We start from the raw sequence: 26,900 nt of genomic DNA on the forward strand, positions 1-26,900 counted from the left end.
ACACAACGTCAGGCTTGGGCGAAAATGCAGCCATGCACCCTCATTCCACTGCCGACACCGCCTCAGCCGTCCGACCTCAGGCCGATCCGCACAAGGGCAACGCCGATGTGCCCTTGGCCCCTGGTGAGAACGTTTTGAGTCGCCTGGAGGTTGACCTGGACGCTCGGCTTTGTTTCCACGCCTCGGCGCTGGTGCTGACCGACCAACGGCTGATGAGCCGATCTGACAGCCAAGTCGCACCAAGCGCCGGCAACGGCGCGCAAACCACCGACTGGCAAGCCTGGCCCCTGAACGCCGGCCTGAGCCTGCGCCACCACGACCACGCCGGCGTCGGCACCCTGGAATTGCACGATGCGACACGGCGCCTGGCCACCTGGCGCTTCACCCTGACCGTGCACGCCCAGGTCATGCGCCTGGTCGAGCAGTTCGAGCGCCGCCTGCAGACCCTGGACACGGGCGCAGCAGTGGCCGAAGACGACAGCCACCGCTGTGCCAGCTGCAAGGCCCAACTGCCGCCCGATGCCGACGAGTGCCCGGTCTGCCACCGCGATGTGCAGGCGCCGCCGTCCACCTGGGTGTTGCTGCGCCTGTGGCGCTTCGCCAAGCCCTACCAAGGCAAGCTGCTGGCCGGCTTCCTGCTAACACTGACGTCCACCGCCGCCACGCTGGTGCCTCCTTACCTGACCATGCCACTGATGGACGAGGTGCTCATCCCCTTCCAGAACGGCAAGGACATCGACCACGTCCGCGCCATGATGCTGCTGGGCGGCCTGCTCGGCGCAGCCCTGGCCGCCTGGGCGCTGGGCTGGGCCCGCACCTATTTGCTGGCCCTGGTCTCCGAACGCATCGGCGCCGACCTGCGCACCGCCACCTTCGAGCACCTGATGCGCCTGTCGCTCGACTACTTCGGCTCCAAGCGGACCGGCGACCTGATGAACCGCGTCGGCTCGGAAACCGACCGCATCAACGTCTTCCTGTCCCTGCACGCGCTCGACTTCGCCAACGACGTGCTGATGATCGCCATGACCGCGGCCATCCTTGTGTCCATCAACCCCTGGCTGGCGGCGGTCACGCTCATCCCCCTGCCCTTCATCGCCTGGCTCATCCACCTCGTGCGCGACCGGCTGCGCACCGGCTTCGAGAAGATCGACCGCGTCTGGGGCGAGGTCACCAACGTGCTGGCCGACACCATCCCCGGCATCCGCGTGGTCAAGGCCTTCGCGCAAGAGCAGCGCGAGACCAGCCGCTTCCGCGCCGCCAACCAGTACAACCTGCAGGTCAACGACAAGCTCAACAAGACCTGGTCCCTGTTCTCGCCCACCGTCTCGTTGCTGACCGAAATCGGCCTGCTCGTGGTCTGGGCCTTCGGCATCTGGCTGGTCGCGCACCACCAGATCACTGTCGGTGTGCTGACGGCCTTCATCGCCTACATCGGGCGCTTTTACGGCCGTCTGGACTCCATGAGCCGCATCGTCTCGGTCACGCAAAAAGCAGCGGCCGGCGCCAAGCGCATCTTTGACATCCTCGACCACGTCTCCAACGTGCCCGAGCCCGTCAACCCCGTGCCCATGCCGACGCTGCAGGGCCGCCTGACGATGGATGGCATTGGCTTCCGCTACGGCAGCCGTTCGGTCATCCGCGGTCTGAGCCTGGACATACAGCCCGGCGAAATGATCGGCCTGGTCGGCCACTCTGGCTCGGGCAAGAGCACGCTGGTCAACCTGATCTGCCGCTTCTACGACGTCACCGATGGCGCCATCCGCGTCGATGGCGTGGACATCCGCCGCATCGCCGTCTCGGATTTCCGCCGCCACATCGGCCTGGTGCTGCAGGAACCCTTCCTGTTCTTTGGCACCATCGCCGAGAACATCGCCTACGGCAAGCCCGAGGCCACGCGCGAAGAAGTCATCGCCGCCGCACGCGCGGCCCACGCGCACGACTTCATCCTGCGCCTGCCCCACGGCTACGACTCGCTGGTGGGCGAGCGCGGCCAGGGCCTGTCGGGCGGCGAGCGCCAGCGCATCAGCATCGCGCGCGCCCTGCTCATCAACCCGCGCATCCTCATCATGGACGAGGCCACCTCGGCCGTGGACACCGAGACGGAAAAGGAGATCCAGAAGGCGCTGGACAACCTGGTGCAAGGCCGCACGACGATCGCCATCGCGCACCGCCTGTCCACCCTGCGCAAGGCCGACCGCCTGGTGGTGATGGACAAGGGCCAGGTCGTGGAGGTGGGCCCGCACGACGAGCTCATGGCCCGCCAAGGCGCGTACTGGCGCCTGTACATGGCCCAGGCGCGCAAAGCCGAGGCCGACGCCCTGCTGGAGGCCGAAGCCGCCGCAGCCCCCATCAGCCTGGCCTGACACCGAGGGACACCCGTGAGCACACCCATGAGCACCCAGACTTTCACCCTCGGCCGCGACAGCCACGGCCGCCTGACCCTCACCACGAGCGATGGCACCCAGCACGAAGGCGTGGTGCCCGTGCGCGCCTTCCCGATCTCGGCGCCCGACGACGGCCTGTCCCTGGTGAGCAGCGACGGCCACGAACTGGTCTGGATCGACCGCCTGGAGGCCCTGGCCGCCGACCAGCGCACGCTGATCAGCGAGGACCTGGCCTTGCGCGAGTTCACGCCCACCATCCAGCGCATCACCGACGTGTCCACCTTTGCAACGCCCAGCACCTGGTCGGTGGACACCGACCGCGGCCCCACCACCTTCGTGCTCAAGACCGAAGACGACATACGCCGTCTGGGGGGCGGTCGCCTGCTCATTGCCTCCGGCCAAGGCATGCAGTTCGGTGTGCCGCAGGTGGCCGACCTGGACCGCCACTCTCGCAAGCTCCTGGAGCGCTTCCTCTGACACGTGCTGCCGTCAATTCACCCTGCGTCACGCAGGCAACGCTGAATGGCAATCGGGTCAACGTCTGCCAAAAATCGAAAACAGCGTCAAAAAAGTCACCAACAAGCGGCATCTTCTCGACGCACATCAACAAAATCGCATCAAATCGGGTTCTCTCGCGTTAACCCTCTCCAGGCTTTCCCGTTTCACGATCAGGTTTTCCCTGGTTTTGCACGGCACGCGCCGCCTGGGCCGGAGTTAACCCCTTCAGGTTAAGCAAAGCCTCGTCCTACGCTGTCATCAGACGTCGCCCACCGAGGCGATGCGCCCCTCCCAACCCACCTGGAGACGCGAGATGACAAAGACCTTTGCACACCACGCCATCCGTGCTTTTGCACTGGGCGCCGCCATCGTGGCCGCGCCCATGGCAGCGCAAGCCGCCCTGAGCCTGACCGTCCCGACCAACGCCTTGCAGGCCAATGCGGTACAAGCTTTCTCGCAAGACGCGCTGGACAGCTTCGACATCGTTGGCATCACACTCAAACCGCTGGGCAATGCCTCGGTCGTGCCCAACTTGCCAGGGGCTTACAACCTGCCAGTTACCAACATCTCGCTGCAACTCGTGAAAATCGCTGGGGGCTCATCCACAGGATCGGCCCTGGAGTTCAACCGCCTCGACGACGACACAGGCAAACGCACACGCGTCACTCTGGCCAACTTCAGCATCGACTTCAATGCCAAAAAAATATTGGCGGATGCCACACAGCAAGGCCAAGCCGTCGTGAAGAAAACGCCCATCTTCGATTTCCACGAACAAACCCCCGTGGGCCTGAAATATCAGTTCCCCCTGAGCATCACCGGCAAGCAAGTTCTCGACAAGCTGTTTCTGACGCTCGAGGGGAAAAAGGTGTTCAAGGCAGGCCTGGAGCTGCCTGACATTGCCGACCTCGTGCTCGACACCACAGACTTCGGCACCATCACCATCGATGTGGCCGTCAAGCTGCGCAGCAAGCCTGTTTCCAACCGCCCCTACGTCGTGGCGCCCTGACAGATCTTGATGTGGCGCAAGGCGGCACCCGTGCGGGCGCCCAGAATCGACAAGCAGCCAAGCGCTGAACTGTCGATTGCACTGGAGCCCGCCATGACCGCCACCCTCAACCCACCCGTCCACCCCTTGCAACCCTTCGATGTGCTGGACACCTGCCACCAGCAGGTGGTGATCACGCTGCAAAAGCTGAGTGAACTGATCGAGCACATCCAAGCAAACGGTGTCGATGGCCAAGCACAGGCCTGGGCCCGCGACATCTTCCTGTTCTTCATGAACACGGCCCGCGAGCACCATCTGGACGAAGAGCGCCACATCTTCCCCGCGATGCTCAACAGCGGTGACGCCAGCCTGATGGAAGCCGCGATGCGACTGCAGCAGGACCACGGCTGGATCGAGGAAGACTGGCTGGAACTGGCGCCACAGATCGAATCCATCGCGGCGGGCTACAACTGGTTCAACCTGGAACAGTTGCGCTTGGCCGTGCCGGTGTTCCAGGCGCTCTACCAGGACCACATCGCACTGGAAGAGTCGCTGGCCTACCCGCAAGCCAAGGCACGCATTGCCGCGTGGGACCTGCAGGGCATGGGCCGCGAGATGGCCTCACGACGTCGTCAAAAAACCAGCCTCGCCGCCTGAGGCGTCGGGCCGAACCCACCGGTCAACCCAGGAACAGAAACGCGCAGCACCTGGAGAGGTCACTGCGCGTTGGTGGAAGGCGCGGAGGGCGCTGATGGCGCTAAGGGCGTTGTGAGCGCCCGAGGCGCTCAGGGCAGCCTGCGCCGCCCTGCCCGAGGGGATCAACCCTTCTTGGCCTTCTTGGCAGCCACCGGCTTCTTGGCGGCAGCGGCCTTCTTGGCAGGTGCTGCGCCAGCCTTGCGGGCCGCGGCCTTCGGGTCCACGGCGGCCTTGAAGGTCGCACCGGGGGTGAACTTCGGCAGCTTGGCGGCAGCGATCTTGATCTTCTCACCGGTGCTGGGGTTCACGCCGTTGCGAGCAGCACGGGCGTGTTGCTTGAAGGTGCCGAAGCCGGGAACGGTGACGGAATCACCCTTCTTGACAGCGGTCACCACGGTGTCGAGCAGCGTGTCCAGAATGCGGCCAGCCTCGGCCTTGGACAGTTGATGCTGGTCAGCCAAACGCTGGATGAGATCAGTCTTGTTCATGAATGAGTTTCTGGATGCACCCGCAAATGTCGGGCCATGTATTGTGCCGCGTCACAAGCCCCTTGGCACGGGGTCTGAGCCCGCAAATGCCCTTGTTGATGCGTGTTTCGGGGCGATTGGCCGCTGACCTTGATCCAATCGGGGTCAAAATTCGGCCACACGGAAGACGCTGACGGCCTCGTTGAGGCTGCGGGTCTGCTCCTGCAGACTGCTCGCTGCCGCTGCGGCTTGCTCGACCAAGGCGGCGTTCTGCTGCGTCACGTGGTCGATGCTGCCGATGGACTGGTTGACGCGCTCCAGGCCGTGGGCTTGCTCGTCGGTGGCCTGGGTGATCTCGGACACGATGGTGGCCACACGCTGGCTGGACTCGACGATTTCGGACATCGTCGCACCCGCACCGTCCACCAGGCGCGATCCCGCCTCGACCTTTTCCACGTTGGCAGAGATGAGTGTCTTGATCTCCCTCGCCGCCGTGGCAGAACGCTGCGCCAGGCTGCGCACCTCGGAGGCCACCACAGCAAAGCCACGGCCTTGCTCGCCCGCACGGGCTGCCTCCACCGCCGCATTGAGTGCCAGGATGTTGGTCTGGAAGGCAATGCCATCGATCACACCGACGATGTCAGAAATCTTGCGCGACGACTGCGTGATGTCGTTCATCGTGCCCACCACCTGAGAGACGCGCTCACCGCCCGTGGTGGCGATGCTCGACGCCTGCACCGCCAGGTCACTGGCCTGACGGGCCGACTCGGCGTTGCGGCGGATGGTCTCGGTCATGCCGGCCACGGTGGAAACTGTCTCCTGCAAAGACGCAGCCTGCTGCTCGGTCCGGCTGGAGAGGTCCTGGTTGCCCGCGGCGATTTCGGTCGATGCGGTGAAGATGGATTCGGCCGAGCTGCGCATGGTGCCAATCACCGATTGCAAGCTGTCGGCCATGCGGCCCATCGCGGCCTCGAGCTCACCGATTTCATCGCGGCGCGCCACGCGGATGCGTTGCGTCAGGTCACCCTCGGCCACACGGTTGGCCAGATTGACCACGGACTTCAAAGGCTGCACGATGGAGCGCGACACCACCAGCGCGGCACTGACGGCCAGCAGCAAGCCCAGCGCTGCCGCACCGACCATCAACTGGCTGGCGCGGTCCGACCCGCTCATCAGCTCCGTGGACGCAGAGGCCACGCGCTCGCGCTCCAGGGCACTGAGCTGGCCCAACAGCTCACGCCGCTGAGACGACAGAGAGTCCAGCTTGTCGTTGATGACCTTGACGGCATCTTCGGGCTGGAAAGACACGGCGAAACCGATGGCCTCCTCGGCCACCGGCATGCTCTGTTCACTGAGTGCGCGGACCTTCTGCGCCAACTCGACCTCCTTGGCATCGCTGGCAATGGCCTTGAACTCGTCCGAGGCTTTGCTCAATGCTTTGGCAGCCTCACGAGCGGCCTTGGCGTTGGCCTGCATGGGCACGGGGTCCGTCAACAGACCGATGTTGCGCAAGGAGAGATCTTGTTGCGCCACGAGCGAGGTCATTTGCGCCACGGCGTTCTGACCCGCCTGGGCAGCCAATAACTCGTTCTGCAGCACCACCTTGACGCGCTGGGCGTTGTACAGGCCCACGGCAGAGATGGCCAGCACCGTGGCCGCCAGGGCGCCAAAACCGATGCCCAGCCGCTGACCGACGCGCAGATTGGACAGTGCGTTCATTCACCTACCTCGTCAAGCTGCCCAGAGTTGCATGTCCGAGCGCCGGGCCAGCGCGTCGGACAGGGCTCAACCCACCAGGCTCAGCGGTACACGCCCGCGCAGAACGCATGGCCGTCGAACGCCTCGACATAGGTCGTCTTTTCATCGATCTGCTTGCTCACGGGGTTGGGCCACTTGTAGTCCACCCAGCCCGGCTTGCCGGACTTGGCCATGGCGATGATGTGCTCCACGAAGGGCACGCCGTCGGCGTCTTTGAGTTGCGCCAGGTTCTTGCCCACCAGCTTGGGGTTGGCCGCATGGGCCACATCGATGCCATCCAGCGTGGCCACGTAAACGTACAGGTCACGGTCGAAGAACATCGGGTTCTTGGCGTTGATCTCGGCGAAAGTCTTGTCTTTGCCGTTCGCTTTGTACTGGGCGATGGCCTTCTTGACCATGGCCACGGCCTCCTCCTTGGTGGCGCGGTCTCCAGCCCAGCTCAGGGGCGACCAGGCAGAGGCAGCGATGGCGGTGAGTGCGGCGATGGCAAAGCGACGGGACACGACAGTCATGGGGCAGCTCCTTCGAAGCGAATGGGTGGAACATCGGGCTCCGGCGCCAGTTGTTGACGCTCCGGATGTTTGAATATCGTCAAATGCACAGCGGCCTGTTGCACGGATATGCACACATTTGTCACACTTGAACGAGCGCTGAGCCCCTCCATGAGGGCGGATGCGTGGCGTGCGACCGCCTCCGGGTGCCACCGTGCTGCGCTCGCTCAAGTTCACGGCAGGGACACCGACATTTGTCGATGAGTCCATCCAACCCCAAACACAAGGTACCAACATGAACATTGGCAACGACGCGTCCGTGAGGGCCGCAACCTCGGCTGCACAAAGCAGCAACGCCAGCGAAGTGCAGATGGCCGTGCTCAAAAAGGCCATCCAAAGCCAAGCAGCTGGCGTGCAACCCTTGCTGGACAGCCTGCCTCAGCAGCCCAAACTCGCCACGGAGGGCGCAGTGGGCACGAAGGTCAACACCTACGCTTGATCTCGCCTCGACAGAGACAGAGACAGGCAGACCGCAAACGAAAAAGCCACCCGTGAGGGTGGCTTTTGAAATTTTGGTGGGCCCTGAGTGACTCGAACACTCGACCAACGGATTAAGAGTCCGTCCACCCCTAGCCGGCCAGCGCCTGACCGAAGACACAAGGTTGAGAGGTCTTTAAGCCATGCTTAAAGCCCCTGCGGCGAACCCTTCGCTGCAAAGCCCTCTCAAGTACCTAGTTTATACGGGAAAAATCATGTGTCAAACATTTGCATGGTGATGTGTTACAGAAGGTCGACCGCCGCGCGCATGTCCTCAAGATCCGGATGGACGTACTGCAGCGTGGTGTAGGGCGTCGTATGGCCAAGAAGCTCTTGCACCACCTTGAGGCTCGACCTGTTGCCCCGTAGCAACTGCGTTGCTGTGGTGTGCCGGATCTTGTGCGCAGTCATGCGAACAGAATCCTCGTCCTGCTTGCTATGAAAGCGTGCAAAGAACCTGATGACACGCTCACCAGTCATCACGTCGTGCTTGAACGGTCTCGTGGAGAACAGCGGCAAGCAGAACACCTGTCGATCGGCCAGGTCGTATCCCACAATCTCCCTGGTCCGCCTGCGAAGGTCCTCTAGCGTAGGCAAGAGTGCGTCCGAAATGGGCACATCCCACTCACGCTTCGTCTTGCTCGTCTCGGCTCGCAAGCGGATGGAGCGCGCGCCCCAGTCAATGTCCTTCCACTTCAACCCCACCAGCTGACGCAGGCGCATGCCGGTCGTGTAGAGCGTCTTCACTACTGCGAGCCAGAAGAACTGGGGCGGGAACATGTCGACCTCGGTGCCGTCGCGCAGTTCACGCCTGGCTGACGACAGGACCTGGACGTAGCGGGCCAGGACCTCGCGAGGGATCGCTTTCGGCTTCCTGGGCACCGGCGCGGGCCTCACCAAGCGGAAGATGTTCTCTTCGATGTACTTTCGCGAGACCGCATGCTTCCACAGCACACAAAAGTGCCTGCGACGAGAGTTGAACGTCACAGGACTGAGCCTGGCAAGACACCGGGCCCGGTAGCCGGTCAACCAGCCAACGGTGATCTCTTCCAAGTCAGGGTTCCCATGCTCAAACTCTGCGCACAGCACATCCACGCAATACTTGTAGGTCTTGTAGGTGGCCGGCGTCCAAACACTCAGCTGGCGAACCTCTTCCATCAACTCACGCACTTTCATCGGCTTCCTCTTCTCTCACTTGTCATCGTTTCCACGTGCCGGTCAGGCACGTCAAATCATTCTGAGAGAGAGGACTTAGGGTTAGCACCCCCACAAGATGGGGGCCGGAGAATTCAGGCTGGTGTTCAGGCGTATTTCTTGTAGTAGGTCAGTTGCATCCGCGCACAAATTGCGCACAGCAGCACCATCGCGACGATGACCCATTCAACGCGGACACCTGCCGTGGGCCAAGCAAGATAGGCCATGAACGTGACTGCGATGATCTGGAGCTGCGCGATCTTGAAACGGTGGTACAGATTCGCCGATTCGCGCCCTGCGTCGGCACGTCGAATCGCCCGAGCGGATGCCCCATCCGTGAGGCCCACGGCATACGCCAGGGCAAGCATCGGAATGGCGCCCGTCAGAAGGGCCAATGCCCGGATCGCCAGCACGTAGTTCGCCCACAGACATGTTTCGACGATGTCGCCGTTGTTGGCCCACCATCGATCAAAGAACGTCTTGCCCGGGTCTGGATCATCCTCAGGACTCGCTGTACGGCCGGGCAAATGCGACGGCAGGTTGAGCAGGCTGCGCATCCCCTTGGTCATCAATCCGATGACGCCGCTACGGACAGCATCGCCGAACTCGATGGACAAGCTCGTGGGATCCAAGACCGGCGTGCTCAGTTGAGCCGAGTGCACGATCTCTTGCTGCGCGAGCTCCTGCATTGCCCAGACGGGATCGTGCTGACGCCACAGGGCTACGCCGGCAAGAGCCACGACGCCATATACCCAGAACACGGCCAGCAGAAGTGCTGTCCACGCCGCGGCACGAATAGGCCAGATCAGGGCGGAGAACGCCTGACCATCGGTCATTGAAGCGTTCTTAGAAGCCAATCCCCGCCCCCTCCACCGTCAGCTCCTCCATCGCATCTTCGTGCGATGAGAGCTCTGCAGCTTGGCGCCTCATGTGTTGAAGCATCTCTTCCCACTTGCTCGGCACCACGAGGTCCTTCTCTGCCAGCGCAAGCGGTATCCGGACATGGACCAGGCGCCCTCCCTCCAGCAACGCGAAGGCCTGCCCCTTTGGCTGGGACATCAGCATGGCGGGGGTCACCAACGGAACCTTCTCAGAGCTGAGCTTGTCGCCCGACCGACTGCTGAAGTCTGCGAAGTCGCCGGGATCGTTGGTGTCTGTGACCCCACTGTCCGGTGTAACAGACCAGACGGGGACCTCCTCGAGCTGGGAGGTCAGCAGCTTCGCCGTGTCTTCGTTTTTGACCCGCAGCATGATCATCGTGTTCAGGTTGCCCCCGATTTGACCAGCTGCTGCAGGAGAGCCCGTCTTGACCTCGATGTCTTGGCCGGTTTGCGTGTAAGCCGTGATCTGCATGCCGGCGCCGCCAGCTTTGTTGGCAAGCTGCTTGAAGTACGGGCCGATGAGCTCGTTGACTTCGTCCAGGTGTAGCCGAATGCGCCTCACCTTCTCGGAAACGGACTGACCGTATCCCAGGCCATGCTTGTAGATGGCGCCAGCCACCGACGTCAGGTCGGAGAGCATCGACGCCGAGACGGCCTCGGCCACGTCTGGAATCGACAGCGCGTCGAAACCACAGTAGACGATCGCGTTCCGCGAAATCAGCGACTGCCACTCCATGAGCGGGCGCGGGTCCATCGAATCCATGTAGTCGGGAGAGATGAGGGCAGCGAGCTTGCCCGTGGTCATCTTCTCCAGCAACGGATAAAGGCTGTTGACCAGCTTTTCAAAGTAGGTCCGGTCGTTCGACAGGATACCTGTCAACGAGTCTGCAACAGGATCCTTGTGTCCGAGCTCGCGGAAGTGTTTGGCCAAGAGCACGACCGTGATGTCGCGCCCATTGCGCTCGGTCTTCGCGACGAGATCCTTCATGTCCTTCGTCGGGTTTGGATCGAAGGTGGCCCGCCAATTCGGGCTGCGCTTGTCGAGCCAGTATTCCAGGTAGTCACGCGCCAGCTTGTCGACGTTCACGCCGTACGCGTAGATCTTGGCCATGTCGGGCTTCTCCCCGGTAGCGGCCATTGCACGCGCGATGGTGTTGACGTAGCGCCAAGCGAATGCTTTGAACGCCGCCGACTGGCCCTCGTCGGGAAGCTGGCCTGTCGTGCGGCTCGCCACCTCGGACTCTTGCTCGAACGAGCCGATGGGGTTGTACCTTGCCGAGATCTCAGGGAAGCCGAGGTGGAACACGACGAAGTCCTTCTCACGCCCAGCTCGGACAGCCTCGGCGTACATGGACAGGAGCAACTCGACGTCACCCTTTGGGTCGAAGACAAAGGTGGGATCTCCCCGCCGGATGTCCTGCGTGACGAGCAGTTGGGCCAGGCGGGTCTTCCCCACCCGGGTCGTGCCATAAACGATGACGTGGTTTGTCAGCTCGGCCAGGGCCGTCCAGATCTCCTCCTCATCCGGCTCAACGCCATGGATTTCGGGCTTGCCCCCGAGAGGCGCCAGGGGCTCGACGGGATTCCACCAGGCACTGCGTTGGGTGACACTGGTCAGCCAGTCGCCCTGTGGGTGCTTTCGCTCGTAGTCGCGTGCGAACTTGTAGAGACGCCCCAACTTGAGAAGATGGGCGTTGTAGGGCATGCGCGCCTGGTGCAGGCGCTGGGCATGCACCTGCGTCCACTCGAACCCTCGGCCGAAGAACAGGCCATCACCAGCGTGAGGAATGTCCTTCGGCTCCAATGCATAGGCGGGAAGACGCCGCAGGCTGCGCCGATAGCGCACGATTCTGCGTGCCTGCATGCCGCGCACAGCGGCCAGGCCTGCCAGGCCTGCTGAGCAGGCCATGGCCGCTTGTGTCGGGATGACGAACAGTTCTGGCCATGTCTTCAACGCGATGGCAGCAGCCAACGCGCCTGCTGCCGGAAGGATCTCATAAGGACGTCGATAGACGTTCTCGATCTTGACCTGCATGGGCCACCTCGCTCAGTGATCAACGCAGCGCGTCATAGTCGGGCCTGGGCTGGTGTCGCTCGAAGCGTCGACGCAGTTCATCATGCGAAGGTGATGTCCCCTCTGGCCATGCAGCGTCACGCAATTCACACAAGAAGTCGTCCGTTGCGCTCAGCCAGTGAGTGAGGCCAAATTCGTCCTTGAAGAGTTCAGGGTGCCGAAGCCGTATGACCTCGGTGACCTCCCGTACCTCCGATATCCGCTTATGAACGCCCCCTTGGCTTCTTTCGAGCAGTTGAAGCAGACCAAGGTCCACAAGACTGCCTTGGGCTGCCATCACCACGTTGTTAGATGGCGGCGCCAGCGCTGCAGGTTCTTCAGATCGCAAGAATTTCGGCGGGCATACCAAAGCAAAGCCCAGCCAGGCAACGACTGCCAACAACAGCGAGATTGCATATGCGTCTGCGTAATCAAACATCCGGATTCTCCTGTTTCAGGTCTTCGATTGAGCTCCAACAGGCTTGAGCTTGCGAGCTGGTCGACCGGTTTTGACAATGCGCGAATTCAATGCAGGAACTGGATTGAAGAAGAGCTGTGGCTGTGGGACCAGAAAAAAGCTCGACGTGGCCGAGATGCCGCCGTCGTGCTTTGTGAACGCGTAGTAGTGCAGGTTCTCATCCCCGTTGCGCAAGGTGTAAGGGGACTTGGCAACCTCGTTCTGCAGGCGATGCATGACCTTCTCGCCATAGGTCTGCTTCAACGCCGCCACAGGGCCACTTTCAACGCCATCGTGGTCCTCCAGGAAGCGCCTGAACACCCCAGGGGAAAGCAGCAGCATGCCTTCTGGCACAAAGTGCACCAAAGCCTGTGGCTCGTTGTACTTGAGGTGCCCAGTTGCGACAGACGTTTGGAGCCACACGAAGAAGGCAGTTGCAGCAGGCGTCGCATCCTTGGCAGGCCTGGGGCTCTTCTTGAGCTTCTGGTGAGGTTGCTGCGGAGCCGCGATGGCCTCATCACGCATGACCACCGGCATCGCAAGAGGCACGCTGTTGACGGCCTTGGCCGTCTGTCGCGGGGCGCCGGCCATCGCTGACAGATCAGCCTGGTCCTCTTCGCGCAGGAACGGCGCCCCCTCACCATCCTTCGGTTGATCGGACTGCTCCTGGGCAGTCGATGGCTGAGGTGACGAGACAGGACCTTTGCCGGGTTCGGCTACATCGGTATCGCCCCCCTCAGGCTGTGGCAGGCCACCATGTCGAACAGTTTCAGCAGGGGCGTCTTCCTCGTCGGGAGGCATCGCCATCATGTCCAATGACGATGAAGACTGGGCCAGGTCATGCGGCAGCTCCTGCGGAGAAGTTGGCGCAGCCTTTGCCTTGGGCTGCGGCGCCTCAACCTTGACAGCACTCTCCCCTGCAGAGGGAACTGTGGTGATGGCTGGCCCAGGCTGAACAGGGACGGGCTTTATCGCTGCTCCAGCTGTCGTCAAGGGTTGAGCCAGAGGCTTGACGGCTGGCCCAGGCGAGGCATTCGACACTGCGGCAGGCTGGGTCAATTGAGGCACTGCTCCAGTCCCCTGCTCGCTGGTTTGCGCGGGAGCTACAACCACATTGGCTGCGGCAGCTTTGGAGGCTGACCCCAACACCTTGAGGCTGCCGACTATCGGGCTTGGCCAGGTCGATTGATCAGCACCAAACAGCTTGACCAGTGGAAATTTCAGCACCGTCAGAGGCGGGGACTTCCAGCCCACGTCAAGTTCCACCTCAATCTTCCACACTGCGCCAGAGCCATCAGGATTGGACTCGCATGCACCGTAGTCCTGGAACTCATCGAAGATGCGATCATTCTTCGCAGCACTGGGAATGCCTTCGGCCGATTCATGCTGCGCCAGGTAGTCCCTGATTTCGTCAGCCAGGCGAGCACAGACGAACCACACTGCCCCGTCGTAGACCCAACCTACTGCACCAGGCTTGTTCAAGGGCAGCAGCCCACCTTGCGCCAGCATTCGACGCAACCCCTGCATCAGGCGCTCGATCAAGGGAACCACCTTGGCTGTGGCAAACCTTGTTCTTGGACCAGAAGCCAGATTACGCTTCACAGACGCAGCGTCAGCTTGTCTGACGATGTCGGGCAGAAACGACTGCGGTGCATCCTCACTGCTGAGGTACTTGAACAGCTCGCCGAGCAGCTGCGGCTCATCGCCCAGCCACTTGATGGTGTGCTCAGGCACAAATCGCTGCGCCAGGATGGCTGGCAGACGCTGGTGCAGTTGATACTCGCGCTCGTCCTTTGGGGCGAACTCCACCCGGTAATACTGCCCCACCTCCATGGGCCCTGCCAGAGCGGCCCATGGCTTGCCAAGCCTAGGATCGTCCGGGAAAACGGTAACGCGAAGATCTGCGACAGGCTTGCCCACGTCGTGCAGCAACGCGCCGATGAAGACCATGTAGGTGCAGCGATGTTCCAGCCGCTTGCGATCCTCTGTGCCTACCCCGCGCGGCAACTCAAGCCCAGCCCGGAAAGCCAGCGCCGCATCGGCAACCTCCAACATGTGGATCCACAGGCCACCCGGTTGAGCGTGGTGATGGCTCTCGCTCGCGGGCAGCATCTGCACGAACTCGGCCAGCAACCGAAGCACCGGCAGGCAATCCGAGTTGTACGCCTTCTGCGAAAGGCGCGTGCGCCGCTCGATGGAGTCGAGCAACGAGCTGGTGCTCGTCGCGGCCACGATCTCCTCGAATGACTGGACGCGAATGTGCGACGCAGGCCTGCTGATCACGGGCACCGTGCCGCCGGCGGGCTTCTTGCTGATCGCTCGAACGTCTGATCGCCTTTGCAAGGCCCACACCACACTGAGACCGCCGATGAATGCAGCGGACAGCAGCAACATGTGTTCGGCAGTCGGGCTCATGGCCATGGCTCAGACCTCCGACACGGCAAAGCCCAGCTCGTGCTCTTTCACGCGACCGAGCAACCAGGTCCGAAGCACCGTACGAGGCCAGAGAGTCTTCACATCCTCCCAGGTGAGCAACCTGCCTCGCGCCTGCCGAAAGCTCAGGAACGGCTGCTCCAGGGGATTCCATGGTTGTGGCACCTGCTGGTCAACCATCGCCTGCCAGGCAGTCATGTCGACACAGGCCAACGCTTCGGCGCAAGCCAGCTCCCGATCCTGTATTTCCCGGCGACGACCTTGACCAGGCGGACCATCCAGCACCGGCACGGTTCTGACGGCTTCCATGACCTGCTGCAGGGGCTCATGGTCTGGTGACATCGCGTCATCTGCGTAATAGTGCGCTTGCCAACCATCCCACCTGCAGGCAAAGTCAACCACCACGTCATGCCAATGTGCCAGGCCTCGCTCTTCGAGCAGGCAACGCAGGGGCTGGAGTTGGACAGACGTCATAGAGGGCAGATGGCTTCTGGGATGGGAGCCGCCGCAGACTATTGATGTGCATCGCCGCAGTCCAGCGAAAAGGCAAACGTAACGGGCAGGTGTTTAAGCTTCCGTAGGAAAAGCCTTTCCCGATATACTGGTCGGTTTGCGCGACGTTTCGATTGCATCGCACACGCACAGAATGACCTGCGGCAGCCTCCATCGCGACAGCCCTTCTGCCATTTGCGCGAAGCCGCTAACCATTTGAATTGATTAGCCTTTAAGGCAATTCCCATTGCCCATTAATGCCATTTAGGCAGCCGCGGAGCGGCTTAGCGGCAGCGGCTGCCGGCCCTTTGGGTAGGGCCGTTATCTGTTACAGAAGGCCCTCGCAGGCATTTCCTCATGCGCCCGAAGCACGAGCCTATTTGCGTCTATTCGTAACCCAGGGTTACGCACAAATATGCGGCAAGTGCTTGATTCTCCGTCGCAACTGGCCCTTTCCGCCAGCTTTTGGCAAAGCGAAAAACCTTTCATCTTCTGTGACTTGCTTTGATTCGTCAAGGCAAAAGGACATCCCGTTACATCTGCTTTGAAACGCGACTTTTCTGCATCGATTTCCTAGAGTCGCCCCCGTGTTGGCCAACTTCCTCGGCCACACACCCTTGTCAAGCGTTCACCCGGGGCCAGCCGCCCCGGGTTCTTTTCCGCTTGAGGACACGAAGAGATGCAGAAGCACAGGTGGATCAATCGGCGGATCGTTGGGGCGACAGTCGCATGCACTGTCGCCCTCGCGTGCGCGCTCATCGCCCCATCAGTTCATGCCTCCTCCAAGCGTGCACAACAGAAGAAGGCTCCTGCGACGTGGGCCAGGTGCTTCTCGATCAGCGGTGCGCGCTACAACATCAACCCATACCTGTTGGCCGGGATCTCCGTTGTTGAATCCCGAGGCAACCCTGCGGCCGTCTCCCCCTCCCCCGCATATGGCCTGCTGCAGGTAGACCACAGCTGGCTTCCCAAGCTCAAACAACGGTTCGGCTTCACCAAGAGCGACCTCTTGGAGCCCTGCACCAACATCGATGTCGCGGCCTGGATCTTGGCTCATGAGCTCAAAGCCAAGGGCGACACCTGGGAAGCCGTAGGCGCTCTCAACGCCGCTTGCACGACGCTCAAAGGAGCGCGATGCCGCTCACAACGCGCCTGGTACAGCTGGAAGGTTTACCAGGCCATGGCCAACCTCACACCAGAAGACGTGGGCCATACAGCACCCACGCAGGCTCCGCAATGATCAGCAAGCTCAAGTTCATGGCCATGGGTGTCGCAGTTGCTTTGTGCGGCTGCTCATCCGTTCAACAAGAAACCCCGCCGCAAGCTCCGCCTGTCCCAGTCGGCTTCCAGCAACTCGACAAGGGGCTGTCCCAGACCTTCGTGACATGCCAGCCTTGCGCCCAACCAACGCAGAAGACGCTTTGGACTGCCCCAGCGCCTTCACGGCAGCCCGCAGCAAGCACCAACGCTGCCCCAGCCCAAGAAGCCTCCCCAGCAAAGCCCCAGGTCGACAAGGAAACGATCGTCGCCACGAGCGTGCACTTTGCCTCCGACTCGGCTGCGCTTGATGCCACTGCCAAGTCTCGCCTCAAGGCCTTCTGCCAAGGCCGCATGCAGCTCGACGGCCTGACCGTCACCGGCCACACGGACAGCACTGGTGCCCCAGTTCGCAATCATCGACTTGCCCAGCAGCGGGCAAGGACCACATCGCAGTTCCTACGCGCATGCGCTGAACAGCAAGGCACAGCACTGCATGTCGACGAGCAAGCCAAGGGCGCTTGCTGTTATGTCGCACCCAACAACTCACCCGAAGGCCGTGCGATGAATCGAAGAGTTGATGTTGAGCAAGCGGCCAATGCCCTGCCCACCAGGCAGGCCGATCAGTAACTGGGGAACCGACAAATGAATTCAGGCAATGAAGGCACCGAAGAAGGACGTAAGCACAGCGGAGCCAAAGGCGTCCATATGGTCGAAGGGTGCAGGCGAATCCTGCTCTCCAACGACCTATTGGACGACCTGGGTGAGCTCCAGCGCAAGACCCAGCCCCGACTGGACATGCGGTATCTCGTCGAGGGCGCCATCTCGGCGCTCTTGGCAAGCCCCGGTGGTCTGGAGAAGGTGGCTGAACACGCTCGCCAGCGCCTGCGTCAGCAGCTGGACAAGCACAACACATGACCTTTCTTCTACGGAGCTTCAAGCAATGACTTCCCTGACCATCAACGCTGCTGTCGCCGCGAACCAAACGAAGGCACAGGCCTTCCTGCAGACCTTCTTCAAGTACCTGCCCTACGCCCTGATCGCCATGCTCGCGGTCATCGGCCTGATGGAGGCCGCACACGCTGTCGGCACCCTGGATGCCACCGCCAAGGGCCAGGCCCTGAAAGCTGCCTACACCGCCGTCGATGACCTGACTGGTGGCTACGGCAAGGCCTTGGTGCTGTCGATCGGCTTCATCGTCACGGTCTTCGGCATCCTGGCCTCGCAAGCCACCGGCCCGGTCCTCAAGTACATCGGTATCGCGATCTACGCGTCGATGGCTCTGGGCGCCGCTTTCGCCCTGGGCGGCGCGCTGATCTGAAGAAGCGCCACTGAGCAACACCACTGCATGACCAGCCCATGACTCAACAAACAGAAGATCCGGACACGATCATCATCAACAGCATCAAGGATCCCTGGAAGCTGCTGGTCCTCGATCTTGACATCGCCATGGGTGTAGCGCCCACGGCATTCATGGGCTTCATGCTCAAGCACGAGCTCATCGGGCTGGCCATCGCAGTGGCCGTTGCATACAAGTGGCAGACCTCTCGCAATAACAACCCGAAGGGGTTCGCATTCCGCTGGCTGTGGTGGCACACCCCCGCCTCCTTGTGGACGCTGTTCAAGCATGTCTGCCCACCTTCTCACAAGCGAGAGTTCATCGGATGACTTCGCCCATAGCAGCCAAAAACACCATCGCCGACACCAAGTCCTGGCTCTCGGTGTCCCTGCTCGTCAACGCCGCCCAGGCCTTGGCGATCATCGTCCTCCTATTCATGTTCATGTCGGCCAGGAAGGCCGAGAAGATCGTCCAGCAAACCCCTGATGGCGACCGCAGCCGTTGGATCAGCGAAAGCTCGGGCCCATCACGACAGAAGATCATCGACACGGGCTTCTTCATGAGCTCGTTGACGCTCGACGTGTCACCTGGATCCGTGAAAACCAAGGGCGAACTTCTCAAGACATGGATCCCTGCCTCCGGCTGGGACGTCATGAACCGCAAGATCCAGAAGGCCTCACTCGCACTGGAGCGGATCGGCGGCGTTCAAAGCTTCAACCCCCTCTTCGCCACGCCAGACCCTGAGCGTCTGCGCATCGCGCTGACAGGCGAGTTCCGCCAATGGGTCAACGGGGTCCCCATTCCCACCGAGACCCGCACCTACGCCTACATCTTCACGCAGGACGGCTCGCGGCTGTATCTGGCTGACTGGTTCGAATCGAGCAAGGACAAGCCCTTCGAGAAGTTGAAGACCGAAAACGACGAGACGGCCGGAAAGTAAACGGACACAGCCATGACGACACCCTTGAACACCTTGCGCGCCCTGCTGCTCGCCGGCCTGATCAGCACATCCGCTCTCAGCGTCGTGCAAGCCGCACAGTTCATCACTGTGCGAGACGGCGACAGCTCCATCGCCAGCATGTCACTGCGCGACCCGACGAGGATCACCCTGCAGGGCGGCAAGATCGTTGACGTGGTTGGCGATGTCTACGACCAAACGCGCAATCCGAATGGCCGTATCACCGTGATGACGGACGCCGAATCGGGTGAGATCTTCGTGCAGCCGGTACTGGTTGGCGGTGCCGGCTACCAGGCCGTGACGCTGACGCTCAAAACGGACTTGGGCACCTACTCGCTTCTGCTCAAGCCTCTCGATATGCCCGCCGATGCGATCGTCATGCAGTCGAGGGGCAAGGCCCAGCCCCCGGGGGCCGCGCGCGCTGCGAGCAGCTACTCGCAGGAACCAGCCCGTGGGCAGACGCCGGAGTTCACCAGCTCATCCTATGTTCGAAGCATCAAAGGATGGATGCTGGCAATGGCATCGAATCGCGCGCCCGAGGCCGTCGATGTTCGTCGGGTTGACAAGCGGATCGCGCTGTGGAGCGAGGTGACTTTCACTCTGGACGACAGCTGGGTCGGCAAGGCCATGGTCGGCGACCGATTCACGCTGACCAATGTCTCCGATCGCACGCTGATTCTGGACGAGCGTGAGTTCTATCGAAACGGCGTCCTTGCAGTCACGGTTTTCAAGCACCAAGTCGAACCCGGCACCAGCACGCCCGTGTGGGTTCTGCGCACACGCTCTGAGCAGGACTGAGAGCCATCATGAGCCTGAAACAGATCAAACTCCCCGGCCTGTCTCTATACCGGAACCTTTCGACCAAGCAGAAGAAGACGGCGAACATGGTGCTGGGTGGCCTGGCCAGCGTCATCCTCGTGTCGTTCGTGTCCTGGGTGCTGAGCAGCAGCGCCCCGCCTCCCCCACCTCCGGAGCTCGAGAACGTCACGCCGGCCGAGCTCAGCGCCCCCGGATCGAACAAGGTTGACCCTCAGCAGTATTGGATGGCGACCGAGCGCAAGCGCCTGGACCACCTGGAGGAATTCGTCAACAAGATCAAGCAAGAGCGCGATGGCCGAGGTGCCCCCACACCGGCCGCCACCTCTGCTGCGTCCCAAGCCGAGACGGCTGCCCCAGCGGCATCCAGCGCATCTGCACCTGCTCCAGGTGAAGCCAAGACACCTGCGACAGGAAAGCCAGCAGTCGTCGTGGTCGAGAGCAATGATCGTGCGGGTGGCAAACCGACGCCATACCCCAAGCAAAGCCAGATTGCTGGCACAGGTACAAACGGCATTCCTGATCCTCAACGGGTCAATCCGAATGCACCTGGTGCACACCTCGGCCTCACGCAGTACCCACCAGGCTCTCCCAACTCCAACGCTGGCAGCGGCCCCCAGTTGGACGCCAGCGCCGCTCGTGCTCCGGTGATCATCTCTGTGAAAGCCGGCGCCAGCGGCGCCCAGGGCGACAAACCCGCAGGTGATGGCCAGAAGGCAGCAGGGCCAAAGTGGAACGTGACCCGCAACTTCCTGCCCGTGGGATTTGTCCGAGCAAAGCTGCTTGGCGGCATCGACGCGGCAACAGGGGGGCAATCGCAAAGCGATCCCCAGCCCGTTCTCTTCCTACTCCAAGACGATGCCATCCTGCCCAACGGCTGGCGCTCCAAAGTGCGCAACTGCTTCATCGTGGGCGGCGGTGTGGGGGACATCTCGTCCGAACGTGCATACATCCGCCTGCTCACCCTGAGCTGCGTCAAGCACAACGGCGATGTCCTGGAAGCCTCCGTCAAAGGGTCCGTGTTCGGCGAAGACGGCAAGAACGGCATGAGAGGCCGCTTGGTCACCAAGCAAGGCCAGATCCTCGCAAATGCCGCCATGGCTGGCATTGCGTCAGGTATTGGCAAGGGCTTCGGGAACCAGGGCACGACAGTTTCGCAATCACCCTTGGGCGTTACGACCCAGCAGTCCCAAGACGCCAAGACCATCCTCAACAACTCGATGGCGCAAGGCTTCGGCAGCGCGATGGACCGACTTGCCCAGTATTGGATCGAACGTGCCGACCGCATGTACCCCGTCATCGAGATCGATGCAGGACGCATGGTTGATCTGGCATTCACCAAGGGCATCGAGATCGACATCGTGCCCGGCGACGACGACGTTGAAGCCCTCCAGGCTGCCTCCGGTCGAAACCTGGACCGCAGCGCCGAGATCTCCGCTCTATTCAAGGACATGTGACCTCATGAGACACGCCACCATCCTCACAACGATCAAAGCCGTGACCATCGGCCTGGCGCTGAGCCTTGCCACGGGGGCGCACGCCCAGGACGATGAGGCCACAAAGGTGTTGTCCAAGTTGCGTCAACTGCAGCCTGCAACCAAGTTCGACAGCGTGAAGACCTCGCCGCTGCCGGGCCTGTTCGAGGTGGCCATGGGACGCAATCTGGCGTATGTGGACGCCAGCGGTCGTTACTGGGTCTTTGGCCACGTCTGGGACATGCAAAGTCAAACCGACATGACCCAAGAACGCATGGCCGATCTCGACCGAGTGGACTTCAACCAGTTGCCCACCGAGCTGGCCATTCGCTTCATCAACGGCAAGCCACTGCGCACCCTGGCCATCTTTGCCGATCCCAACTGCGGTTACTGCAAGGTGCTGGAAAAGGAGCTTCCCCAGCTCAAGGACACGCAGATCTACGTGTTCCCAGTCGGGATCCTCGGCCAGGACTCCATGAGCAAGGTACAGGCCATCTGGTGCAGCGCTGATCGAGCTGCTGCGTGGAAAGCCTGGATGACCAAGGCCGTCCAACCTCCAGCAGCTTCGGCGGCTTGCATCGCAGCTGCCCCCGTCGAACGCTTGAGCCAACTGGCGAAGTCACTTCGAGTCGAAGGCACCCCGACGTTCATCGCAACTGATGGCCGCAAGCGCGCAGGTGCTCGTTCCGCGGCAGAGCTATCCGCCTGGTTGGGCAATCAGCCCACGAACGCAGGACAGGCTGTTTCTCTCAAGTCCACGAAGGAATAAGCATGATGACCTCATCGCTCATGCGCCCCATTCTCAATCCTCTGCTCCGCGGCATCACTGTGGCCGTGATCGCTGGGGGTGCTCTTTCGGGTTGCGCTGGATTCTTCAACGGCTACGACGCCGAGAACCAGTTCAAGTGCAAGGCCCCTCCCGGTGTGCAGTGCCAGTCGATCAGCGGTGTCTATGCCAACTCCCAGGGGGGCACCTCTGCATCGAACCAGGCAGCCCCCCAGGAAGGCCGCCGTGCAACCGATTCGACCTCGGGCGCCCTGCCCTTGCCCGCTGCCCGAAACATGGGGGCAGGCCTGCCTCCTACCTATTCGGGCGCGATCCGCTCCGAGCCGACCACCATTCGCACGTGGGTTATGTCGTACAAGGACGCCGATGGTGACATCGTCGACCAGTTCTACGTGTACATGGCGCTGGACTCCGGCCATTGGATGATCGAGCACGCGCAGCAGCTCGTCCGAGACAGCTATGCCCCTTCCCGCCCTGTCAGGGCCATGGGAACGGGCCTGCCCACCGCAGGCAGTGGGTCCAGCGCAAATCGCCCGACATCTGTGCTCCCTTCCGACGCAGCCGACAAAGGCCAGGACACGGCAGCAGGCAGCACGCCAGCTGAACAAAACAACACCCAGGACCCCGCCTCCATGATCCAGAGGATCCAGGAGGCCATGCGCCGCGCCAGTCAACCTGGTTCGAATCCGCCAGCAGACGCGGATGAGACAAGCCCCAAGCCCACGCGTTGATCAGGAAGCCCAAATGTTGGACCAGTTGAAGCGCCTGATGGCTGCCAAGCCCATCGAGTTGTTCGATGTCTCCCAGCACTTTGCCAGCGGCGAAGTGGAGGTGGACCCTTCCGACCCATCCGACCGGCTGGCCCATTGGTTGCCGTATCGAGCGTACGACAAGGCAAACGAGGTCTTTGTGAACGAAGACTCCATCGGTTGCGTGATCGGCTTCACCCCACAGACGGGTGCTGATCAGTCCATGGTCGACAGCCTGAAGGGCATCTACTCCATCCTGCCAGACAACACCGGCCAGCAGTTCACCCTCTTCGCATCGCCACACATCGATGACCTGCTGAAGCGCTACGCTTCCATGCGAAGAAACGATCTGAACCATTCGGGTGTCATGGCCCAGTTCGGTCGACCAGGCCGCCACGAGAACATCTCACGGTCCATGGCACGGCGCCGCTTCGCGTTCATGAAGTCCGGTGTCATGGAGTCGCTGGTGCCCTCGGTTCCCCTCATGATTCGAGATTACAAGGGCTTCTTCTGCTTCACATTGCCTGGCGGGGTTGACGACACGAGCCGCGTGAGCGAGCTCTCCGAACTGCGCGATCAGATCATGTCCACGTTCCGCACGGCTGGGTTCCACGTGCGCAACTGGAATGCCACAGAGCTCATCAACTGGACTGCTGACTTCTGCAACGCGCAGCGCTTCTATGGCGAGCGCGCGCACCTCACCTACGACGAGAGCCGCCTCATCAACGAACAATGCGTGGGCCCTGACGCCTACTCGAACTGGCGAGATCCGCGCCGGGCCATCCTGGCCCAGGGCGGAGCCGAGGAGAAGCACACCATTGATCTGCGCATGATGGTGGTCGACAAGTACCCCGAGCGAAACGCGCTCTGGAACATGGGCATGCTGATCGGAGATCTGTTCCAACCCGCCCTGCAGGTCCCCTGCCCCTACAGCATCACGCTTGGCACCTGGATCGGCGACCAGAACAAGGAGAAGGCCGGCGCGACTGTCAACTCGATCAAGGCCGAGAAGGATGCCCAGTCTGAGATGGCCCAGATCGACCCCGGCATGACCAAAAAGGCCAAGGAGTGGGCTGCGACGCGCAAGGCACTCAACGATGGTCGCAAGATGCTGGATGCCTACATGTGCGTGGGCCTCTATGCCAATCCGAAGCTGGCAAACCGCGCTCAAAACGCGATGCGCAACATCTTCTACAGCCGCGGCTTCGAGCTGAAGGTGGCCCTGCGTCGCCAGGAGCAATACTGGTATGGCAGCTTGCCAATGACCATGTCAAAGGGCTTCGCCGACGAGATGCGCTTCAACAAGCAGCTCACGCCCAAGCACAGCGGCAACGCCATTCACCTGGCTCCGCTCATTGCTGAAGGCCGTGGCACTGGCACGCCCGTCCTTCTCGGCGTAGGCCGACGCGGGCAGATTGCGCCCATCGACCTTTTCGACAATGAGTTTGGCGGCAAGAACGCATCCGTCGTCGGAGCCACCGGCTCGGGCAAGTCCACGCTCCTGCAGGAGATCGCCGAGTCGTATTACAGCTGCGGCGCCAAGGTCCGTGTTTCCGAGAAAGGCCGCTCGTTCCAGAAAATCGCCGAACGCCTGAACGGCCAGTTCATTCGCTTCGTCAGCCAATCCCGCATTTGCGTCAACCCGTTCTCCATGGTCAGTGAGCCCATGGAGATCGATGGCGAGATGTGCGGCGGCATTGACGACGACGTGGCGCTGCTGCAGCCCATGGTGGCCAAGATGGCATCCCCGAGCCAGGACCTCGATCCCGCCGTCTACGCAACGATCGCGACCGTCATCAAGGAAGAGTTCATCAAAAAGGGTCGCGAGATGACCATCACGGACGTGCGCGAGCGATACCGCACGGGCCGCATCTACGAGGACCGCCCCGTCGATCAGCGCTACCTGGACCTCTACGACATGCTCGCGCCCTGGTGTGTTGGCGGCGTCTACGAGAAGTGGTTCAACGGCGTTTGCAACATCGACTTCAGCAACGATTTCATCGTCTACGAAACACAGGATCTGGAGGCCAACCAGCACCTCCACGGGGTGATTCGCCAGATCCTCATGTACAAGACGACACAGGAGTTCCTGGTCGAGCGCAAGCGCCGCAAGATCTTCATCCTGGACGAGGCCAAGGACGACCTGGCCGGCCACGGCCCCGACGACCAGGCCTCTGGCGAGTTCCTGGAAAACATGTACCTGCGCGTGCGCAAGTACGGTGGCTCGGCCATCACCGCATCTCAGGACGTTGCGCACTGGATGGTGTCTGCGGCAGGACGCAGCATCTTCAACCAGTCGGACTTCATCTTCATGGGGTCGCAGTCAGAGACCTCCATCGCCGCAGCTGCAAAGTCCGAGTCTTTCATCATGGACGACCAGCTCAAGCGCCTCATCGGCACGCTCTCCGGCGAATCCGGCTACTACAAGGAGTGGTACTTGCACTCCAAGATCTACAAGGGCGTGATCCGCCTGCTGCTCAACCCCTCGAAGGTGCTGCTGTTCAGCAATCGTGCCGAAGACAACAACCCGCTTGACGAGCGCATGGCGGCGGGCATGAGCACAGCCCAGGCCATCGACGATCTGCTCGCCGCCCGAGGCATCACGGAGCCCGCATGAGTGACACGACCACCAAATCCCCCCAAGGAGGCGATGCCCATTCCGCCTCTGTTCCTGACGACAGCGCGATGACCAGCCAGGATCAACCCTCGACCGGCATCCGCATCGTCCTGATCGCTGCGATGACCTCCATCGTTCTGACAGCCTGTGCGCTTCTGGTCTACGACCGATTTGTTCGTGATCCACGTACCCCCCGGCTCGGAACCGTAGATATCGGGCAGATCTTTGCAGCGAACCAGGCGGTTGCCATCAAGAAGCTGCTCTCAGGCTCCTCGAACATGCCAGCCGATGCCCTGGGAGCACAGGCTGGCCAGGACATGTCCAAGCAGTTGCAAGACTTCTCACGTCGCTGCGGTTGCCTGCTGATCGCCAGCCCGGCAGTTTTCGGAAGCACCCTGGCCGTGCCCGACTACACCGTTGCGATCAAGGCCGCCTACGGGCTGACGGTGGATCCGGCCGAGTTCCGCGTGCCCGTTCCCCAGCAAGGGCTGGGCGCCGGCCAGCTCGCTCCCCAGACCTCCCCCGGAAACGCACCATGACCACGGCACCAAGCCCACAGGGCCCGCACCAGCCGATCGCTCTCACCACCCTTCTGGTGGATCTCGTGACCCGCCGCCCTGGCTGGGATGAGCGCTGGAGCAGGTACAAAGCCACCCAGCCCGCCATCGCGCGCCGCCGGCTGCCGTGGGTCATCGCTCTCTTTCTGGCTGTTTGGGTGACTTCACAGCACCTTGCGATCGGGTTCGTGACAACACAGAGCATCGATGCCCACCTGGTCCTGGTCCTCAAAGGCACCACGCCGAAGAAGGGGGAACTTGTGGCGTTCATCTACACCGGACAAGACATCGGCGGACACAGTCCGGGCGATGGCATCGTCAAGGTGTTGGCCGGTATCCCTGGCGATCGGATCGAACGCTCGGGCCGCGACTTCTTCCTTGATGGTCACCCCCTGGGGCACGCCAAGGAACGATCGGGAGTAGCCAAGAAGAGCTGGACCACCCGCAAGCTGGAAGAGCTGGGCTGGGCCAAGCCTCTGAAGAGCGTGCCGCTGCAGGCATCTGAAGGTGGCGTGATTCCTCCTGGCCATGTTTGGGTTCAGGGCACTGACCGCGATGCCCTGGACTCGCGGTACGCAGCCATGGGGCTGGTGCCGGTGAACACGTTCCTCGGCCGGGCCATCAAGATCTTCTGAGGCGTCCATGGCACACCTTCCTTTGCGCCAATCCAACGCCGTCGCGCACCTCACGAAGCTGGTCCTGGCGCTGTCGCTCGCCTCGATCGCTTCCACCGGCGGGGCCAAGACTTATTCGAGCGACCTTGGAACACTGGGCCCGACCTACGAGATCAAGGAACCCGATCTGCTTGAAGACATCACTGCCACGCTCCGAAAGAAGGAAGCCAGCGGTGAGCTCGCTCGAATCCAGGCTGAGGGACGGCAGCGCGCCATTGCTTCCATCCGCGAACCGAAGCCGGTCCAAGGGTGTCCGCGCCGATCCAAATCTGAGCCACTGTGCCGATCCAGTATTGAGCCAGGGCTGGTAGCCGACCAAAGGGTGGTCAGCTGTGGATAAGTGTA

28 protein-coding genes and 1 tRNA gene are annotated in these 26,900 nt (G+C 61.9%); 19 read left to right on the plus strand and 10 right to left on the minus strand.

From position 1 onward, the window contains the following. The first annotated feature begins 32 nt into the window (after positions 1-32). From EV672_RS16155 to EV672_RS16170, 4 genes are all read left to right on the plus strand, one after another. The gene (locus EV672_RS16155) at positions 33-2,363 is read left to right on the plus strand and encodes a cyanophycin metabolism-associated ABC transporter (protein WP_133611044.1); all 2,331 of its coding nucleotides are present in this window, start codon (positions 33-35) and stop codon (positions 2,361-2,363) included. Between the two features lie 27 nt (positions 2,364-2,390). Next, complete coding sequence (locus EV672_RS16160; protein WP_133611045.1) at positions 2,391-2,861, plus strand: cyanophycin metabolism-associated DUF1854 family protein; 471 nt, start codon at positions 2,391-2,393, stop codon at positions 2,859-2,861. 334 nt (positions 2,862-3,195) lie between these two features. Further along, a complete protein-coding gene (locus tag EV672_RS16165; RefSeq protein WP_133611046.1) occupies positions 3,196-3,888 on the plus strand; it encodes a hypothetical protein in 693 nt (230 codons plus the stop codon). Positions 3,889-3,981: 93 nt separating this feature from the next. Then, on the plus strand, positions 3,982-4,524 hold the full coding sequence (locus EV672_RS16170) for a hemerythrin domain-containing protein (protein WP_133611047.1): 543 nt from the start codon (positions 3,982-3,984) through the stop codon (positions 4,522-4,524). 161 nt (positions 4,525-4,685) lie between these two features. On the opposite strand, the gene EV672_RS16175 is transcribed toward EV672_RS16170, so the two are convergent. The 3 genes from EV672_RS16175 to EV672_RS16185 all read right to left on the minus strand — a co-directional run bounded on the left by EV672_RS16175 (position 4,686) and on the right by EV672_RS16185 (position 7,300). Then, positions 4,686-5,051, minus strand: a complete 366-nt coding sequence (locus tag EV672_RS16175) for an HU family DNA-binding protein (protein ID WP_133611048.1) — start codon at positions 5,049-5,051, stop codon at positions 4,686-4,688. 144 nt (positions 5,052-5,195) lie between these two features. Then, positions 5,196-6,749, minus strand: coding sequence for a methyl-accepting chemotaxis protein (locus EV672_RS16180; RefSeq protein WP_133611049.1), 1,554 nt, complete (start codon positions 6,747-6,749; stop codon positions 5,196-5,198). An 80-nt stretch (positions 6,750-6,829) separates the two neighbouring features. Next, positions 6,830-7,300 (minus strand): cache domain-containing protein, encoded by a 471-nt coding sequence (locus EV672_RS16185; RefSeq protein WP_133611050.1) that lies wholly within the window; start codon positions 7,298-7,300, stop codon positions 6,830-6,832. A 274-nt stretch (positions 7,301-7,574) separates the two neighbouring features. Here EV672_RS16185 and EV672_RS18735 point away from each other — a divergent pair, with 274 nt between their 5' ends. Further along, entirely contained in the window at positions 7,575-7,778 is a 204-nt protein-coding gene (locus EV672_RS18735) for a putative motility protein (protein ID WP_166643614.1), read from the plus strand. A 74-nt stretch (positions 7,779-7,852) separates the two neighbouring features. Here EV672_RS18735 and EV672_RS18740 read toward each other — a convergent pair. The 7 genes from EV672_RS18740 to EV672_RS16225 all read right to left on the minus strand — a co-directional run bounded on the left by EV672_RS18740 (position 7,853) and on the right by EV672_RS16225 (position 15,308). Further along, a tRNA-Ser gene (locus tag EV672_RS18740) sits at positions 7,853-7,972 on the minus strand. 87 nt (positions 7,973-8,059) lie between these two features. Then, positions 8,060-8,992 (minus strand): tyrosine-type recombinase/integrase, encoded by a 933-nt coding sequence (locus EV672_RS16200; protein ID WP_058089407.1) that lies wholly within the window; start codon positions 8,990-8,992, stop codon positions 8,060-8,062. 125 nt (positions 8,993-9,117) lie between these two features. Then, on the minus strand, positions 9,118-9,846 hold the full coding sequence (locus EV672_RS16205) for an IncC plasmid conjugative DNA transfer DtrJ family protein (protein WP_058089408.1): 729 nt from the start codon (positions 9,844-9,846) through the stop codon (positions 9,118-9,120). Positions 9,847-9,856: 10 nt separating this feature from the next. Further along, positions 9,857-11,926, minus strand: a complete 2,070-nt coding sequence (gene traD, locus EV672_RS16210; protein ID WP_058089409.1) for a type IV conjugative transfer system coupling protein TraD — start codon at positions 11,924-11,926, stop codon at positions 9,857-9,859. A 19-nt stretch (positions 11,927-11,945) separates the two neighbouring features. Then, a complete protein-coding gene (locus EV672_RS16215) occupies positions 11,946-12,383 on the minus strand; it encodes a hypothetical protein (protein ID WP_133611052.1) in 438 nt (145 codons plus the stop codon). 15 nt (positions 12,384-12,398) lie between these two features. After that, a complete protein-coding gene (gene mobH, locus EV672_RS16220; protein WP_166643615.1) occupies positions 12,399-14,816 on the minus strand; it encodes a MobH family relaxase in 2,418 nt (805 codons plus the stop codon). 9 nt (positions 14,817-14,825) lie between these two features. Beyond that, positions 14,826-15,308, minus strand: coding sequence for a hypothetical protein (locus EV672_RS16225; RefSeq protein WP_058089411.1), 483 nt, complete (start codon positions 15,306-15,308; stop codon positions 14,826-14,828). Positions 15,309-16,005: 697 nt separating this feature from the next. On the opposite strand from EV672_RS16225, the gene EV672_RS16230 reads away from it, so the two are divergent. From EV672_RS16230 to EV672_RS16295, 14 genes are read left to right on the plus strand one after another with little or no spacing between them, the layout of a single operon-like run. Then, positions 16,006-16,566 carry a lytic transglycosylase domain-containing protein gene (locus EV672_RS16230; RefSeq protein WP_058089412.1) on the plus strand — a complete coding sequence of 187 codons (561 nt, stop codon included), beginning with the start codon at positions 16,006-16,008 and terminating at the stop codon, positions 16,564-16,566. Beyond that, positions 16,563-17,213 (plus strand): OmpA family protein, encoded by a 651-nt coding sequence (locus EV672_RS16235; protein ID WP_058089413.1) that lies wholly within the window; start codon positions 16,563-16,565, stop codon positions 17,211-17,213. The genes EV672_RS16230 and EV672_RS16235 overlap by 4 nt, the downstream gene beginning before the upstream one ends. Before the next feature lie 15 nt (positions 17,214-17,228). After that, positions 17,229-17,501: a hypothetical protein gene (locus tag EV672_RS16240; RefSeq protein ID WP_133611053.1), complete on the plus strand. Its 273-nt coding sequence runs from the start codon at positions 17,229-17,231 to the stop codon at positions 17,499-17,501. 25 nt (positions 17,502-17,526) lie between these two features. Continuing rightward, the gene (locus EV672_RS16245; RefSeq protein WP_058089415.1) at positions 17,527-17,904 is read left to right on the plus strand and encodes a hypothetical protein; all 378 of its coding nucleotides are present in this window, start codon (positions 17,527-17,529) and stop codon (positions 17,902-17,904) included. 38 nt (positions 17,905-17,942) lie between these two features. Continuing rightward, positions 17,943-18,251, plus strand: a complete 309-nt coding sequence (gene traL, locus EV672_RS16250; protein ID WP_058089416.1) for a type IV conjugative transfer system protein TraL — start codon at positions 17,943-17,945, stop codon at positions 18,249-18,251. Between the two features lie 53 nt (positions 18,252-18,304). Further along, positions 18,305-18,862 carry a TraE/TraK family type IV conjugative transfer system protein gene (locus EV672_RS16255; RefSeq protein ID WP_160322625.1) on the plus strand — a complete coding sequence of 186 codons (558 nt, stop codon included), beginning with the start codon at positions 18,305-18,307 and terminating at the stop codon, positions 18,860-18,862. A 12-nt stretch (positions 18,863-18,874) separates the two neighbouring features. Then, positions 18,875-19,678, plus strand: a complete 804-nt coding sequence (locus tag EV672_RS16260; protein ID WP_083506330.1) for a TraK domain-containing protein — start codon at positions 18,875-18,877, stop codon at positions 19,676-19,678. A gap of 8 nt (positions 19,679-19,686) precedes the next feature. Further along, on the plus strand, positions 19,687-21,153 hold the full coding sequence (locus EV672_RS16265) for a TraB/VirB10 family protein (protein ID WP_083506331.1): 1,467 nt from the start codon (positions 19,687-19,689) through the stop codon (positions 21,151-21,153). Between the two features lie 4 nt (positions 21,154-21,157). Then, positions 21,158-21,940 carry a DsbC family protein gene (locus tag EV672_RS16270; protein ID WP_058089420.1) on the plus strand — a complete coding sequence of 261 codons (783 nt, stop codon included), beginning with the start codon at positions 21,158-21,160 and terminating at the stop codon, positions 21,938-21,940. Between the two features lie 2 nt (positions 21,941-21,942). Continuing rightward, the gene (locus EV672_RS16275) at positions 21,943-22,689 is read left to right on the plus strand and encodes a TraV family lipoprotein (RefSeq protein WP_058089421.1); all 747 of its coding nucleotides are present in this window, start codon (positions 21,943-21,945) and stop codon (positions 22,687-22,689) included. A 37-nt stretch (positions 22,690-22,726) separates the two neighbouring features. Then, on the plus strand, positions 22,727-25,324 hold the full coding sequence (gene traC / locus EV672_RS16280; protein WP_166643616.1) for a type IV secretion system protein TraC: 2,598 nt from the start codon (positions 22,727-22,729) through the stop codon (positions 25,322-25,324). Beyond that, entirely contained in the window at positions 25,321-25,863 is a 543-nt protein-coding gene (locus EV672_RS16285; protein WP_058089423.1) for a hypothetical protein, read from the plus strand. The genes traC and EV672_RS16285 overlap by 4 nt, the downstream gene beginning before the upstream one ends. Further along, positions 25,860-26,516 (plus strand): S26 family signal peptidase, encoded by a 657-nt coding sequence (locus tag EV672_RS16290; RefSeq protein WP_058089424.1) that lies wholly within the window; start codon positions 25,860-25,862, stop codon positions 26,514-26,516. The genes EV672_RS16285 and EV672_RS16290 overlap by 4 nt, the downstream gene beginning before the upstream one ends. 7 nt (positions 26,517-26,523) lie before the next feature. Then, the gene (locus EV672_RS16295; RefSeq protein WP_133611056.1) at positions 26,524-26,895 is read left to right on the plus strand and encodes a hypothetical protein; all 372 of its coding nucleotides are present in this window, start codon (positions 26,524-26,526) and stop codon (positions 26,893-26,895) included. Positions 26,896-26,900 lie beyond the last annotated feature (5 nt).

The sequence above is a fragment of the Aquabacterium commune genome (assembly GCF_004362855.1).
GTDB classification, from domain to species: Bacteria; Pseudomonadota; Gammaproteobacteria; order Burkholderiales; family Burkholderiaceae_C; genus Aquabacterium; species Aquabacterium commune.

Coding starts and splice junctions, on each gene's coding strand:
- traC (WP_166643616.1), top strand. CDS start 22,727: ATGGCTGCCAAGCCCATCGAGTTGTTCGATGTCTCCCAGCACTTTGCC.
- EV672_RS16170 (WP_133611047.1), top strand. CDS start 3,982: ATGACCGCCACCCTCAACCCACCCGTCCACCCCTTGCAACCCTTCGAT.
- EV672_RS16155 (WP_133611044.1), top strand. CDS start 33: ATGCACCCTCATTCCACTGCCGACACCGCCTCAGCCGTCCGACCTCAG.
- EV672_RS16180 (WP_133611049.1), bottom strand. CDS start 6,749: ATGAACGCACTGTCCAATCTGCGCGTCGGTCAGCGGCTGGGCATCGGT.
- EV672_RS16245 (WP_058089415.1), top strand. CDS start 17,527: ATGACTTCCCTGACCATCAACGCTGCTGTCGCCGCGAACCAAACGAAG.
- EV672_RS18735 (WP_166643614.1), top strand. CDS start 7,575: ATGAACATTGGCAACGACGCGTCCGTGAGGGCCGCAACCTCGGCTGCA.
- EV672_RS16270 (WP_058089420.1), top strand. CDS start 21,158: ATGAGACACGCCACCATCCTCACAACGATCAAAGCCGTGACCATCGGC.
- EV672_RS16265 (WP_083506331.1), top strand. CDS start 19,687: ATGAGCCTGAAACAGATCAAACTCCCCGGCCTGTCTCTATACCGGAAC.
- EV672_RS16295 (WP_133611056.1), top strand. CDS start 26,524: ATGGCACACCTTCCTTTGCGCCAATCCAACGCCGTCGCGCACCTCACG.
- traL (WP_058089416.1), top strand. CDS start 17,943: ATGACTCAACAAACAGAAGATCCGGACACGATCATCATCAACAGCATC.
- EV672_RS16225 (WP_058089411.1), bottom strand. CDS start 15,308: ATGACGTCTGTCCAACTCCAGCCCCTGCGTTGCCTGCTCGAAGAGCGA.
- traD (WP_058089409.1), bottom strand. CDS start 11,926: ATGCAGGTCAAGATCGAGAACGTCTATCGACGTCCTTATGAGATCCTT.
- EV672_RS16160 (WP_133611045.1), top strand. CDS start 2,391: ATGAGCACCCAGACTTTCACCCTCGGCCGCGACAGCCACGGCCGCCTG.
- EV672_RS16230 (WP_058089412.1), top strand. CDS start 16,006: ATGCAGAAGCACAGGTGGATCAATCGGCGGATCGTTGGGGCGACAGTC.
- mobH (WP_166643615.1), bottom strand. CDS start 14,816: ATGAGCCCGACTGCCGAACACATGTTGCTGCTGTCCGCTGCATTCATC.
- EV672_RS16285 (WP_058089423.1), top strand. CDS start 25,321: ATGAGTGACACGACCACCAAATCCCCCCAAGGAGGCGATGCCCATTCC.
- EV672_RS16200 (WP_058089407.1), bottom strand. CDS start 8,992: ATGAAAGTGCGTGAGTTGATGGAAGAGGTTCGCCAGCTGAGTGTTTGG.
- EV672_RS16240 (WP_133611053.1), top strand. CDS start 17,229: ATGAATTCAGGCAATGAAGGCACCGAAGAAGGACGTAAGCACAGCGGA.
- EV672_RS16205 (WP_058089408.1), bottom strand. CDS start 9,846: ATGACCGATGGTCAGGCGTTCTCCGCCCTGATCTGGCCTATTCGTGCC.
- EV672_RS16185 (WP_133611050.1), bottom strand. CDS start 7,300: ATGACTGTCGTGTCCCGTCGCTTTGCCATCGCCGCACTCACCGCCATC.
- EV672_RS16260 (WP_083506330.1), top strand. CDS start 18,875: ATGACGACACCCTTGAACACCTTGCGCGCCCTGCTGCTCGCCGGCCTG.
- EV672_RS16275 (WP_058089421.1), top strand. CDS start 21,943: ATGATGACCTCATCGCTCATGCGCCCCATTCTCAATCCTCTGCTCCGC.
- EV672_RS16215 (WP_133611052.1), bottom strand. CDS start 12,383: ATGTTTGATTACGCAGACGCATATGCAATCTCGCTGTTGTTGGCAGTC.
- EV672_RS16175 (WP_133611048.1), bottom strand. CDS start 5,051: ATGAACAAGACTGATCTCATCCAGCGTTTGGCTGACCAGCATCAACTG.
- EV672_RS16165 (WP_133611046.1), top strand. CDS start 3,196: ATGACAAAGACCTTTGCACACCACGCCATCCGTGCTTTTGCACTGGGC.
- EV672_RS16290 (WP_058089424.1), top strand. CDS start 25,860: ATGACCACGGCACCAAGCCCACAGGGCCCGCACCAGCCGATCGCTCTC.
- EV672_RS16235 (WP_058089413.1), top strand. CDS start 16,563: ATGATCAGCAAGCTCAAGTTCATGGCCATGGGTGTCGCAGTTGCTTTG.